This is a genomic window from Streptomyces globisporus C-1027 (assembly GCF_000261345.2).
GTDB classification, from domain to species: Bacteria; Actinomycetota; Actinomycetes; order Streptomycetales; family Streptomycetaceae; genus Streptomyces; species Streptomyces pakalii.
On the sequence record NZ_CP013738.1, the window covers coordinates 3,730,025 to 3,743,016 of the forward strand.

General features: G+C 72.5%; 10 protein-coding genes, 1 tRNA gene, 1 pseudogene and 1 riboswitch. Of the genes and pseudogenes, 6 read left to right on the forward strand and 6 right to left on the reverse strand.

Annotated features, from left to right (window positions below):
- The first annotated feature begins 70 nt into the window (after nucleotides 1–70).
- Nucleotides 71–1,660, forward strand: coding sequence for a PrsW family intramembrane metalloprotease (locus WQO_RS16145; RefSeq protein WP_010056507.1), 1,590 nt, complete (start codon nucleotides 71–73; stop codon nucleotides 1,658–1,660).
- Here WQO_RS16145 and WQO_RS16150 read toward each other — a convergent pair.
- From WQO_RS16150 to WQO_RS16170, 5 genes are all read right to left on the reverse strand, one after another.
- A complete protein-coding gene (locus WQO_RS16150) occupies nucleotides 1,641–2,588 on the reverse strand; it encodes an aldo/keto reductase (RefSeq protein ID WP_010056505.1) in 948 nt (315 codons plus the stop codon). The two genes, WQO_RS16145 and WQO_RS16150, sit on opposite strands and share 20 nt — an antisense overlap.
- 240 nt (nucleotides 2,589–2,828) lie before the next feature.
- On the reverse strand, nucleotides 2,829–3,860 hold the full coding sequence (locus WQO_RS16155; protein ID WP_010056504.1) for a M23 family metallopeptidase: 1,032 nt from the start codon (nucleotides 3,858–3,860) through the stop codon (nucleotides 2,829–2,831).
- 12 nt (nucleotides 3,861–3,872) lie between these two features.
- A riboswitch (cyclic di-AMP (ydaO/yuaA leader) is annotated at nucleotides 3,873–4,023 on the reverse strand.
- Nucleotides 4,024–4,299: 276 nt separating this feature from the next.
- Nucleotides 4,300–5,526 (reverse strand): PP2C family protein-serine/threonine phosphatase, encoded by a 1,227-nt coding sequence (locus WQO_RS16160; protein WP_010056503.1) that lies wholly within the window; start codon nucleotides 5,524–5,526, stop codon nucleotides 4,300–4,302.
- A gap of 142 nt (nucleotides 5,527–5,668) precedes the next feature.
- The gene (locus tag WQO_RS16165; RefSeq protein ID WP_010056502.1) at nucleotides 5,669–6,415 is read right to left on the reverse strand and encodes a MerR family transcriptional regulator; all 747 of its coding nucleotides are present in this window, start codon (nucleotides 6,413–6,415) and stop codon (nucleotides 5,669–5,671) included.
- A 103-nt stretch (nucleotides 6,416–6,518) separates the two neighbouring features.
- Nucleotides 6,519–6,592, reverse strand: a tRNA-Met gene (locus tag WQO_RS16170).
- 155 nt (nucleotides 6,593–6,747) lie between these two features.
- On the opposite strand from WQO_RS16170, the gene tsaD reads away from it, so the two are divergent.
- Nucleotides 6,748–7,812, forward strand: a complete 1,065-nt coding sequence (tsaD, locus tag WQO_RS16175) for a tRNA (adenosine(37)-N6)-threonylcarbamoyltransferase complex transferase subunit TsaD (RefSeq protein ID WP_029181906.1) — start codon at nucleotides 6,748–6,750, stop codon at nucleotides 7,810–7,812.
- 63 nt (nucleotides 7,813–7,875) lie between these two features.
- A complete protein-coding gene (gene alaS, locus WQO_RS16180) occupies nucleotides 7,876–10,527 on the forward strand; it encodes an alanine--tRNA ligase (RefSeq protein ID WP_010056500.1) in 2,652 nt (883 codons plus the stop codon).
- A 33-nt stretch (nucleotides 10,528–10,560) separates the two neighbouring features.
- On the opposite strand, the pseudogene WQO_RS35080 reads toward alaS, so the two are convergent.
- Nucleotides 10,561–10,698 (reverse strand): annotated as a pseudogene (locus tag WQO_RS35080) (short-chain fatty acyl-CoA regulator family protein); the annotation flags it as partial.
- On the opposite strand from WQO_RS35080, the gene WQO_RS37410 reads away from it, so the two are divergent.
- From WQO_RS37410 to WQO_RS16195, 3 genes are all read left to right on the forward strand, one after another.
- A complete protein-coding gene (locus WQO_RS37410; RefSeq protein WP_010056499.1) occupies nucleotides 10,664–10,957 on the forward strand; it encodes an isocitrate lyase and phosphorylmutase in 294 nt (97 codons plus the stop codon). The pseudogene WQO_RS35080 and the gene WQO_RS37410 overlap by 35 nt on opposite strands.
- A gap of 137 nt (nucleotides 10,958–11,094) precedes the next feature.
- Entirely contained in the window at nucleotides 11,095–11,952 is an 858-nt protein-coding gene (locus tag WQO_RS36545; RefSeq protein ID WP_010056497.1) for a hypothetical protein, read from the forward strand.
- A gap of 112 nt (nucleotides 11,953–12,064) precedes the next feature.
- Nucleotides 12,065–12,925, forward strand: a complete 861-nt coding sequence (locus WQO_RS16195; protein WP_010056495.1) for a SigB/SigF/SigG family RNA polymerase sigma factor — start codon at nucleotides 12,065–12,067, stop codon at nucleotides 12,923–12,925.
- The last annotated feature ends 67 nt before the right edge of the window (nucleotides 12,926–12,992 follow it).

The following is a 12,992-nucleotide window of genomic DNA, read 5'->3' on the forward strand; positions in this document are numbered from 1 at the left end:
ACCGGCGGACAGCCGGTCGATGGCCGGATGCGCCATCGCGGGTGTCAGTGGCCCTCGTTAGGGTCGAGAGGTGTCCGACCCCTCCGTGCAGCATCAGCAGGCCCACCCGGCCGTCCCGGTCCTCCACGAGCAGCGGCTCGACGAGGTCCTGGGCGCGGTGCCGGAGCGGGGCCGGGCGCGTTACCGGCCGCACCGCGTCGGCATGGTGTGGCGCAGCAAGGTGTTCCGCGCCGGGGCCGTGATCGTGGCGCTCCTGCTGTGCGGTCTGGTGATCCTCGCGCTCGTCCGCGAACAGACCGGGCCCGAGGGGTTCCTGGTCGGCCTCGGCCTGGCGGTGCTGCCGGTGCCGCTGCTGATGGCAGCCTTCCGCTGGCTGGACCGGGTCGAGCCGGGGCCCTGGCGGAATCTGATCTTCTCCTTCGCCTGGGGCGCGTGCGCCGCCGCGCTGGTCGCGATCATCGCCAACTCCTTCGCGACGCGCTGGATAGCCACCGCGACGGCCGACCCGGCGAGCGCCGACACCCTGGGGGCGACGGTGATCGCCCCCGTCGTCGAGGAGAGCGCGAAGGCGGCGGCCGTGCTGCTGATCTTCCTTTTCCGCAGACGGGAGTTCAGCGGGGTGGTGGACGGCATCGTCGTCGCCGGGTTCACCGCGACGGGCTTCGCGTTCACCGAGAACATCCTCTATCTGGGCAACGCCTTCGGCGAGGACCAGCAGCTCGGCAGCTCCGGGTTCGCCTCGGTGACGGCCGGGACGTTCTTCGTGCGGATCGTCATGTCCCCTTTCGCACATCCCCTGTTCACGGTCCTGACCGGCCTCGGTTTCGGCTTCGCGGCTGTCAGCGCCCGCCGCCACCGGGTCCGCCGGATCGCCCTGCCGGTGCTGGGTCTGCTGCTGGCGATGGGGCTGCACGCCCTGTGGAACGGCTCGTCGGTCTTCGGCCCGTACGGCTTCTACGCGGTGTACGGGATCGTCATGGTCCCGGCGTTCGGCTTGGTGACCTGGCTGGCGATCTGGTCGCGCCAGCGGGAGCTGCGTACGCTCGCCGCCGAGCTGCCCGCGTATGCGGCGGCCGGCTGGCTCACCCCCGCCGAACCGTCGGCGCTCTCCTCCATGCGGGCCCGGGGCATGGCCCGCGACCTGGCCCGCCACTGGCAGCAGGACCGGGCCCGGGGCCGGGCGGCGGCCCGCGCGGTCGCGGAGTACGAGTCGTTCGCGACGTCGCTCGCGGGGCTGCGCCGCCGGGCCCGCCACGGCGCGGTGGGCCCGGACTTCGGCGCCCGTGAGCGGGAGTTGCTGCACCATCTGTGGCAGCGCCGGGAGATCGCGGCCCCGGCCCTGGCCCACGCGGCCCGCCTCACGTCCCACCGGGGCCCGCACCACGGCCGCCAGGCCCACGCCGGACGCCACGCGGCGATGCCGTACGGCCAGGGATACGGGTACGGCCCGGCACAGGGCTACGGCCCCGCGCCCGCGCCGGCCCCCGGATACGGCCCCGGGCCCGCGCCCGGAAACGGCCCCGGATACGGACAGCCGCACGGCCCGGCGTACGGACAGCCCCAGCCGCACCCGTACGGACAACCCCAGACGCAGCCGCAGCCGTACGGATACGGGTACGGGTATGGCGACCCCGGCTCCGTCAGGCCGACGCCTCGGTGAGCAGCGCGAGTTCCCGGTCCGTCAGCCGCAGGTCGGCGACCGCGACGAGGGCGGGGAGCTGTTCGACCGTACGGGCGGAGGCGATCGGCGCGGCGACGGTCGGCTGTGCGGCGAGCCAGGCGAGGGCCACCGTCGCGATCTCGGCGTTCCGCTCCCCGGCCACCTGGTCGAGGGCGGCCAGCACTTTGCGGCCCTGCTCCGACTCCAGGTGCCCGCCCGCCTTCGCGGAGCGCGCGCTCTCCACCGTCGCACCGGGGCGGTACTTGCCGGTGAGGAAGCCGGAGGCGAGCGCGTAGTACGGGACGGCGGCGAGGCCCGCGGCGGCCGCGGTGTCCTGGAGCGCGCCCTCGTAGGTGGAGCGGGAGACCAGGTTGTAGTGCGGTTGGAGCGCCACGTACCGGGCGAGGCCCTCGCGCTCGGAGAAGGCGAGGGAGGCCGCGAGGCGCTCGGGGCTGATGTTGGAGGCGGCGATGTGGCGCACCTTGCCGTCCTTCACCAGCTGGTCGAGGGCGGTGATGATCTCCTCGACCGGGACGGTCTCGTCGTCGAAGTGCGTGTAGTAGAGGTCGATGTGGTCGGTGCCGAGCCGGCGCAGCGATGCCTCGGCCGCGCCCTTGATCGTGCCGGCCGACAGCCCCCGGAAGTCGGGGTGGGCGCCGGCCTTGGTGGCGACGACGATGTCGGACCGGTTGGAGCGGGAGGCGAGCCACTTGCCGATGACGGTCTCCGACTCGCCGCCCCGGTTGCCCTCGACCCAGGCGGAGTAGGCGTCGGCGGTGTCGATGAAGTTGCCGCCGGCCGCGACGTACGCGTCCAGGACGGCGAAGGACTGTTCCTCGTCCGCCGTCCAGCCGAAGACGTTGCCGCCGAGGGCGAGGGGGAAGACCTGGAGGCCGGAGGTGCCGAGGGGGGTGTGCGCGGAAGTCATGTGAGAGTTCAACGGGCCGGTCGGAGGACGGTATTCCTGCCTCGGCCGTGCGGAAGGATGAATTCCGCCGCGTACGCCCATCATGATCCACGCACGGGCCTGTCGCCCCCTCCCCGTCCCCGTCCCCGGACAGACCGGCAGCCCTGACGTCGGGGGGTGTGCGTCAGGGCTGCCGGGGTTTCGGGACGGGCCGCCGGAGAAGGGCGGCCCGGGGCCGGCGGCGCGCGCCGGCCCGGGGGCTCAGACCGAGAGGCCCTTGCTGGTCAGCCAGGCCATCGGGTCCATCGCGGAGCCGCCCGCGGTGCGGACCTCCAGGTGGAGGTGGACGCCGGTCACGTTGCCGGTGGCACCCATGCGGCCGATGGTCTCGCCGGTGGTGACCTTCTGGCCGACCGAGACGTCGATCGAGGACTGGTGGGCGTACCAGATCTCCGTGCCGTCATCGAGCTGGAGCACCGTGCGGTAGCCGTACGAACCGGACCAGCCGGCCGACGTGATCGTGCCGCTGTGCACGGCCTTGAGCGGCGAACCGGCCGAACCGGCGAAGTCGAGGCCGGTGTGCTGGCCGGAGGACCACATCGCACCGGACTGACCGTAGGTCGAGCTGATCGTGTAGGAGGAGGCCGGCAGGGAGAAGCTGGCGGCGAGCTTGGCGAGACGCTCCTCCTCCGCCTTCTTCTTCGCCGCTTCCTCCGCCGCCTTCTTCTTCGCGGCGGCGTCGGCCTCGGCCTCGTCCTGCTGCTTCTTGGCCTCTTCCGCCGCCTTCTCGGCCGCGGCCTTCTCGGCTGCCGCCTTGGCCTCGGCGTCGGCGCTGGCCTGCTGCTGCTCGGCCTGCTGGAGGATCCGGGCGCGCAGCGCCTCGCCGGCGTCGGTGCCCTGCTCGGCCTCGGCGCTGGTGAGCCCGGCGGTGGTGAGCGGCGCGGCCGCGGCGACCGGGGCGGCCTCCGCTTCGTCGGACATGAAGGACCCGACGCCGGGAAGGGACTTGGCGTCGGGGAGGTTGTCCGCGATGGAATCGGGAAGAGAGATGGAGACGGGAGCCTTGTCCTGAGCGGTGGCCATGCCCCCCGCTCCGACGGCCGCTATGACGCCGACCCCGAGGACGGTGGAGCTACGGGCCAGACCACGCTGCTTGGCGACGCGGTGCCTGCCGCGCACGGGACGGATGGAGTCCTCGGTGGGATTCCACTCCCCCACGGACCGCTCGGCGCCACCGTAGCTGTCGGTGCTGAAGGGTGACGGGGCCTCAGGGGCAGGCTTGTTGGACGCCACGTGGGCGCACTCCTTTCCTTCCTTCTCGCCTACCGGGTTAGCTGACGGGTTCGGAGCAGGAAGGTCTCCTACGGGCCCCTCCGCCTCTCACGAGACGCAGGCGTCCGATTCACCCCATGTAGTGGGTCCCCGGTTCCCTTGCGGAATTCGGCGCTCGCGCGCGGCGCCGTCCCTGACGACGGCTGTGACGACCGCGCTGCGTTATCGAACGTTAATAGACACCCGGACCCGATTCCAAGCTGTTCCTGTTGATCATTAACGAACAGGGGTGGGAGGTACGGGGCACAAGCGGGCGGAATCGGGCGACTTGACCGGGGCTCAGCCACATGCCTTTTTCTGACGGTGTATCAAATGTTATGCGGAGCGGTGCGCTTCGATTACGCACCGTGTCATCGCTGCGAGTTGCGAGTTCAGCGCGCCGGCGGACAGCCGCGCCACGTCAGCGGGCCGCGTCCTCGTCGCCCCGGCCCACGATCTTCACCGTCGTCCGGCGCACGGGCTGCCCCTCCGCCGGCCGGCCGACCGCGATCAGCGCCATGTCGTCCGTGGCGTGCCCGCCGGTGTGCAGCCGTACGTCGTCGGTCAGCGCCGACAGCAGCTCCTCCGGCCCCGGGAAGATCCGGCCGCGCAGCCGGGCCGCCGGATCGTAGAAGACCCCGTTGGCGTCCCGGGCCTCGGACAGGCCGTCCGTGAAGGCGAGGAGCGTCGCCCCGGGAGGCATCACCCACTCGTCGGCGCGGTCCGGCCACACCCCGAGGTCCATCCCCAGCGGCAGCGCGGGCACCGAGGGCGCCAGCACCTCCAGGGCCCCGTCCGCGTGGAGCAGGATCGGCTCGGGGTGGCCGCGGTTGACCAGGCGGACCGTGGCCGCCCCGGGCGGGATCTCGGCCAGTACGGCGGTGATGAACCCCTCCATGGCGTCCAGCCCGTACTGCCGCGTCCCCTCCCGGGCCAGCGCCCGCTCCAGCCGCTGGGCCACGCCCTCCAGCGAACGCTCCTGTTCGGCGGCCTCCCGGAACGACCCGATGATCACCGCCACCGCCCCGACGGCGTCCAGCCCCTTGCCGCGGACGTCGCCGACCACGACGCGCACGCCGTACGGGGTGTCCGCGACGGCGTACAGGTCGCCGCCCACGAACTCGTCCGCCTGCGCCGCCTCGTACCGTGCGGCCACCTGGAGTCCGCCGATCCGCTCGGCGGGCGTCGGCAGCACGGCCCGCATGGCGGTCTCCGCGACGGCCCGGGCCGAGGCGAGCTGCTCGTTGCCGCGCCGCACGACGCCGTTGATGACGAGGGCCAGGACCGAGCCCGTGAGCACGGTGAGCATCTCGATGACCGGGACGACCTGCGTGGACGTCCCGTCGGAGATCCGCATCACGATGACGGAGATGACCGCGGCGATCCCGGTGCGGACGGTCCGGGACAGCGAGAAGAACGGGGCGGCGATCAGCGGGGCCGCGACGAAGAGGGGGACGGCGGTGAAGTTGGGCGGGGCGAGCGAGTCGAACAGCAGTCCGCCGATGATCAGCAGGGCGGGCAGCATCCGGATGAACCGCCCGGTGCCCCGTCCGCCGCCGGACGCCAGCTCCCCCTCCCGGGATCCGAGCACCGCACGGCCCACGGCGTCCATGCTCCCCGCCGCCCCGCTGCGCCGTCCCTCGGCCATCCCCACCTGTGCACTCCTGCCCGGTCCACCCACGGCTGCGGACGGTACCGCTCCCTGTCCAGGCTTCCCGGAGCCGCGCCGAGCGGCGACCGGGCATCGGCCGAATAGGGGGAAAAAGCGGTGGCGGCCCGGCCGGCCGTGGTCAGTCGGAGAGCCGATGCTGCGCGTAGACCGTCAGTGCGTCCCGTACGAAGGCGGCGGTGCCGTCCCCGTAGCGATCGTAGTTCTTTCCGAAGCGCGGATCGGCGACATACATCTCCCCGAGCCCGATCACGTACGAACGGCTGGGCTCCTTGGCCGAGGACAGCCAGGCGCAGTGCCGCCGCGCGAGCTCCTGCGCCTCGGGCCCGTCGACGGCGAGCCCGGCCTCCCTGGCCCGGCCCCAGTCGCGCGCGATGGCCTCGTGCTCGTCCCTGAACGCCTTCTTCTCCCCGTCCCCGAGCGAACGCCACCAGCGGTCGCCCTCCTCGTACGCGTCCCGGCCCCAGCGCTCGGTGACCTCCTGCTCGTGGGCGGTGTGGTCGAAGCCGTCGAACACCTCAGCGGCCATGAGTTCCATCCCCTCCTGGGTCTTGTGGAGCGTGGTCCGCACCGAGGCGATCTGCCGTCCGATGCGCGCCTGCTCCTGTTCGAGCAGCCGCAGATGCGCCCGCAGCGCCACCGCCGTGTCCCGCTGCCCCTCCAGTACGTCCCTGATGGCGGGCAGCGAGAGCCCGAGCTCCCGCAGCAGCAGGATGCGCTGCAGCCGGACGAGGGCGTCCTGGTCGTAGTAGCGGTAGCCGTTGCTCCCGATCCGGCTCGGCGCGAGGAGACCGAGGTCCCCGTAGTGCCGGAGCGTGCGGCTCGTGGTGCCGGCCTGGCGGGCGATTTCCTGAATGGACCACTCCATGCCGGAAACGCTAGATCTTTACGCTGCGTCAAGGTCAACCCGGAAATGCCGGGGAACGACTCGGGCCCGGCACGCTGTCTGCGTGCCGGGCCCGGATCTTCAGTAGCGGGGACAGGATTTGAACCTGCGACCTCTGGGTTATGAGCCCAGCGAGCTACCGAGCTGCTCCACCCCGCGTCGGTGAACACAACTGTACGGCATTGCAGGGGTGCCGTTGACCAATAAGCGGACCCCCTCCTCCGGTCCGCGTTGCCCCGCCCGGGCGAGTACCTTGTTGCATAGAGGTTGCAATAACGATCACTGTGCGAGAAGAGGACCCCGTGCGGACTCCGGTGGTGCTGGGCATCGAGTCGTCGTGTGACGAGACGGGGGCGGGGATCGTCTCCGGCGGGCGTCTGCTCGCGCACGTCGTGGCGTCGAGCATGGACGAGCACGCCCGTTACGGCGGGGTGGTGCCGGAGATCGCCGCCCGGGCCCACCTCCAGGCGTTCACCCCCGTCGTCCAGGAAGCCCTGGCGCAGGCGGGACTCGGGGTGCGGGACATCGACGCCGTCGCGGTGACCACAGGGCCCGGTCTGTCCGGGGCGCTCCAGGTCGGTCTGGCCGGGGCCAAGTCCCTGGCGTACGCGGCGGGGGTGCCGCTGTACGGGGTGCACCACCTGGCCGGGCACGTGGCCGCCGACACCCTGGAGCACGGGCCGCTGCCCGACCCGTGCATGGTGCTCATCGTCTCGGGCGGGCACACCTCGCTGCTGCTCGTGCGCGACCTGGTGCGCGATCCGATCCTGCACCTGGGCGACACCGTGGACGACGCGGCGGGCGAGTGCTTCGACAAGGTCGCCCGCGTCTTCGGCCTCCCGTATCCGGGCGGGCCGGCCATCGACCGGGCCGCCCGCGAGGGCAATCCCTGCGCCGTCGCCTTCCCCCGGCCGCTGCTGGGATCGAAGGACGACCCGTACGCGTTCTCCTTCTCCGGGCTGAAGACCGCCGCCGCCCGCTGGGCCGAGCAGCACCGCCTGCACGGCGAGGACATCCCGCTGGCCGACGGGGCGGCTTCGCTCCAAGAGGCCGTCGCGGACGTCCTGACGCGCAAGGCGCTGGCCGCCTGCCGCCAGTACGACGTCCGCACCCTGGTCGTGGTCGGCGGGGTCGCGGCGAACTCCCGGGTCCGGGCACTGGCCGAGGAGCGGTGCGAGGCGGCGGGCGTCGAACTGCGCGTACCGCCGCTGACGCTGTGCACCGACAACGGGGCGATGATCGCCGCCGTCGGCGACCTGCTGGTACGGGCCGGTGCCGACCCGGCCCAGCTGAACGTGTCCATCGACCCGTCGGCGCCGTTGGAATACGCCGCGCTGCACCCGGTCGCCGCGCCCGCGAGGGTGGCCCGAGCCGCCTGAGCGGCGTGGCACCGCGCCCGGATTTCCCCCTGGTGACCGACCGAAGGACTAAGAGGACCGCTTGTGCGTACCGCCGACATCCGCAGCCGATTCCTGGACTTCTTCGCCGCCCGGGACCACACCGTCGTCCCCAGCGCGCCCCTGCCGACGCCGGACCCGACCCTGCTGTTCGTCAACGCGGGCATGGTGCCGTTCAAGCCGTACTTCACCGGTGAGGCGCCCGCCCGCTGGGAGCGGGCCACCAGCGTGCAGAAGTGTGTCCGGACCCTGGACATCGAGGAGGTCGGCCGCACCACCCGGCACGGCTCGTTCTTCCAGATGAACGGCAACTTCTCCTTCGGCGACTACTTCAAGGAAGGGGCCATCGCCTACGCCTGGGAGCTGTCGACGAGCCCGCAGGCCGAGGGCGGCTACGGTCTGGACCCGGACAGGATCTGGGTCACCGTCCACCACTCCGACACCGAGTCGCGCGGCATCTGGCGCCGGGTCGCGGGCCTGCCCGACGAGCGGATCGTGGACCGGGGGGACGAGGACAACTTCTGGTCCATGGGCGTCCCCGGACCGTGCGGGCCCTGCTCCGAGCTGTACTACGACCGCGGCCCGGCCCTCGGCCCAGAAGGCGGTCCGGCGGTCGACGAGGACCGGTACATGGAGTTCTGGAACCTGGTCTTCATGCAGTACGAGCGCGGCCCGGGCCCCGGCAAGTCCGGCTACCCGATCCTCGGGGAGCTGCCCCGCCGCAACATCGACACCGGCATGGGCCTGGAACGGATGGCGACCCTCCTCCAGGGCGTCGACAACCTCTACGAGATCGACGAGACCCGCCCCGTCCTGCAGCGCGCCGCCGACCTGGCCGGCGTCCGCTACGGGGCCGATCCGGAGGCCGACGTACGGCTGCGGGTCGTCGCCGACCACGTCCGTACGGCCCTGATGCTCCTCGCCGACGGCACCACCCCCGGCAACGAGGGCCGCGGCTACGTCCTGCGCCGCATCCTGCGCCGCGCGGTCCGCTCCATGCGGCTGCTGGGCTACGAGGACCTGGCCCTGGCCGAACTGCTGCCGGTGGCCCGCGACTGCATGGCTCCGAGCTACCCGGAGGTCGCCGACGCCTACGCCCGTATCGCCGATCAGGCCGGGGCCGAGGAGGACGCCTTCCGCTCCTCCCTCAAGCAGGGCACCACCGTCCTGGACACCGCCGTCGCCCGGGTCAAGGAGAGCGGCGGCCGGCTGCTGCCCGGCGCCCAGGCGTTCCTGCTGCACGACACGTACGGCTTCCCCATCGACCTCACCCTGGAGATGGCCGCCGAGCAGGGCGTCGAGGTCGACCGCGAGGGCTTCACCGCGCTGATGAACGAGCAGCGCGAGCGGGCCCGCGCCGACGCCCGCGCCCGCAAGGCCGGCGGGGCCGTGGACACCACCGCCCTGCGCCCGGTCCTCGACGCGCACGGGCCGACCGACTGGCGGGCCTGGGACACCCTGGAGACCGAGTCCCGTGTCCTCGCGCTGCTCGGCCCGGCCGGCCCGGTGCCGGTGGCCCGGACCGGCGACATCGTCACCGTCGTCCTGGACCGCACGCCGTTCTACGCCGAGTCCGGCGGCCAGGACAGCGACGCCGGGCTGCTGTCCGGCGCCTCGGTCGAGGCCGAGGTCCTCGACGTCCAGCGCCCGCTGCCCGGCCTGGTCGCCCACCAGGTCCGCATCACCGCCGGCGAACTCGCTCCCGACGACACCGTGCACGCCGCCGTCGACCCCGAGTGGCGGCTCGGCGCCCGCCAGGCCCACTCCGGCACCCACGTCCTGCACGCCGCCCTGCGCGAGATCCTCGGCCCCGACGCCCTCCAGTCCGGCTCCTACAACCGGCCCGGCTATCTGCGCCTCGACTTCCCCTGGCGCGGTGCCCTCTCCGCGACCGTCCGCAGCGAGATCGAGGAGGCCGCCAACCGCGCCCTGCGACGCGATCTGCCGGTCGGTGTGCGGTGGATGACGCTGCCCGAGGCGAAGGAGATCGGCGCGCTCGCCCTCTTCGACGAGACGTACGGGGAGAAGGTCCGCGTCGTCGAGATCGGCGGGGCCTGGTCCCGGGAGCTGTGCGGCGGTACGCACGTGGAGCGCGCGGCCCAGATCGGCACGGTCGCCCTGACCTCCGAGGGCTCGGTCGGCGCGGGCATGCGCCGCCTGGAGGCGGCCGTGGGCATCGAGGGCTTCGGCTACCTGGCCCGCGAGCGGGACCTGGTGGCGCGGATCGCCGAGCAGCTCGGGGCGCCGCGCGCCGAGCTGCCCGACCGGATCGCCGGTCTGCTGGACCGGCTGAAGGCGGCCGACCGGGAGAACGCCCGGCTCAAGCAGCAGGCCACCACGGCACGCGCCGGCGAACTCGCCGAAGCGGCGGGCGAGACGGGCGGCGTGCGGATCGTCACCACCACGGTGGGCGGCGGCGCCCAGGAGGCCCGGGCGCTCGCCCTGGCCGTCCGCGACCGGCTGCCCGACGGCACGCCTGGCGCGGTGGCGGTGGGCACGGAGGACGGGGCGCTGGTCCTCGCCGTCAACAACGCGGCCCGGGAAGCGGGCCTGCACGCCTCCCCGTTGGTGAAGCAGCTTCTCGGTGGCCGCGGCGGAGGGTCGGCCGAGGTCGCCCAGGGCGGCGGCCTCGGACCCGGCGGGGTCGCCGACGCGCTGGCGGCCCTGTCGGCGGTGATCGCCACCGCGGCCGGCTGAGCGGGCCGCAGAGTCTCCTAGCGCAGCCCGGCCCCCCTCCACCGGATACGGCACGTACGTCCGCCGGTCCGGGTCGATCGCCAGTCGGCCGCCGGCCGGGGGCCGGGCCCGCTGGGCGCAGTCGCGGCGTTCGCAGATGCGGCAGCCCAGCCCGATCGGGGTCGCCGCCCGCGTCCCGCAACCGAAGCTGATCAACACGTTCCACGGCGGCAAGACCCCGCTCGTCCCCAGGGACCGCCTCCGCGAACTCGACTACCGGCTGATCATCGTCCCCTCGGACCTCCAGCGCGCCGCGATCACCGCGGTCCGGCGCACGCTGGAGGCCATCAACCGCGACGGCGACAGCGGCGCCGTCCGCGAGGACCTGACCTCCTTCGCCGAACGCGAGCGGATCGTGCGCACGGCGGAGTACCTGGCGATCGGGTCCTGAGGCGGAGGAGGGCCACACCGGGGCCCCGTCGAGCCGTATGGCAGGGCGCTCACACCGCGCGTAGCGTGAATTTCAGGGGCGGGGTTCGGCATGTGAGGTTCTTGCATGCAACGTCCGATATGTCGGGAGGTCGCGGCATGGCACGGGGTATCCGTAACACGATCGGACTGATCTTGGCGGTCGTCGGCGCTGCCGCAGCGATCTGGGCGCCCTTCCGCAACTGGTACGACGGGCGGCTCGGACACGACTTTCGGGTGTGGGAGCTCTTCACCGGGGCCGGCATCACGGATTCGGGCGCGGGGCTGTTCGCGTCCATGTTCCTCCCCCTCTTCGTCGGCGCGCTGCTCACCGTTCTCGGCGTGGCGTTCCGATCGCGGCTCCTCGTCCTGATCGCGGGGATCGTCACGCTCGGATTCGCCGTCCTCTGGATGGTCCGGCAGGCGCAGGCCCAGGGCAGCCTGACCGTCACGGGCGACAGCGACGGGCTCGGCACCGGCGTGGGCCTGGCCCTCATCGGCGGTCTCCTCATGCTGATCGGCTCGGCCGTCATGAGCGGGCGGGAACGCAGGGCGGTACGAAACGCCCGCCATGAACAGGAGCAGCGGGGGCAGGACGCTCTGGACCGCGAGGAGGACGCGGAGCGACACCGCACCGGAGTCGAGCAGTCGTACGGCACGGCCGCCCGGGACGGGGCCGCCGGAGGCGGCACCGACCGAGCCGGCGCGACCGAGGCGCGCCCCGGTACCGACGCCGGGCCCGCTCGGGGCACGCCGGTCGAGGGCGAATCCCAGCGGCGCTTCCGCCGGTCTCAGCAGCAGACGTCGGCAGCACCGCGCGGCCGGCCGGTTCCGGCGCGGGACGCCGGCGGCGTGGAGCCCGGACGGAGGGACACGGACCGGACGCAGTACGAGCAGAGCGACCGGGACACGGGAGCCCGTCCGCCCGATCAGGGCTCGCCGGGCAGGAGGTACCCGGACCGCGGAGACCAGCAGTAAGCCGCGCTGGTGTTCCATCTGCCCAGATCTGCGTACTCCGTCCGGATCCGGGTAGGTGACCCCTGTGCCGACGGGTCTCCGCGGCACCTTCTGGGGCAGGGGAACCATCGCAATGCCGATATCCACGACGGCTCCGGCCTCGGCCACCGACGCGCCCCTGGTGGCGCTCCCGCAGATCCGCGACCCCAGCAAGGTGGCGCCGAAGGACGCCCGCGCCCTCAGCTCCGTCTTCTTCGAACGGCTGCGGGTGCTGGAAGAGGGCACGCACGAGTACCAGTACGCGCGTAACACCCTGATCGAGACGAACCTGTCACTGGTCCACTTCGCCGCACGCCGGTATCGCAGCCGTGGCAGCGGCGAGATGGAGGAGATCATCCAGGTCGGAACGGTGGGCCTGATCAAGGCGATCGACCGGTTCGACCTCAGCCGGGAGGTGGAGTTCACCTCCTTCGCCATCCCTTACATCGTCGGGGAGATCAAGCGTTTCTTCCGCGACTCCACCTGGGCGGTCCATGTACCGCGCCGCCTTCAGGAGCTGCGCGTCACCCTGGCCAAGGCCAAGGAGGAACTCGCCAAACGGCTGGACCGGGACCCCACCGTCCAGGAACTCGCCCGCCATCTGGAACTCAGCGAAGACGAGATCATCGAGGGCCTCGTCGCCTCGAACGGATATACCGCGGGATCCCTGGACAAGCCCGTCGGGAGCGAACGGGACAACGCGTCGGCCGTCACCTACGGCGACACCGAAGGGGACATCGATCCCGCCATCGAGAGGGTCGAGGATCTCCATGCGCTGGCGCCCCTGCTCGAAGACCTGAACGACCGCGACCGGTCCATCGTGGCCATGCGCTTCGGCCAGGAGATGACCCAGTCCGAGATCGGCCGACAGCTCGGCATCTCCCAGATGCACGTCTCCCGGCTCCTGACCCATCTGCTCGGCCGCCTCCGCACCGGGATGCTGGCGCACGGATGAATCCTGCGGAGTGAGCCTCACGTACCCGAGCGAGGTCCACCGCCCCGCCGGGCGGCCGCTCCGATCC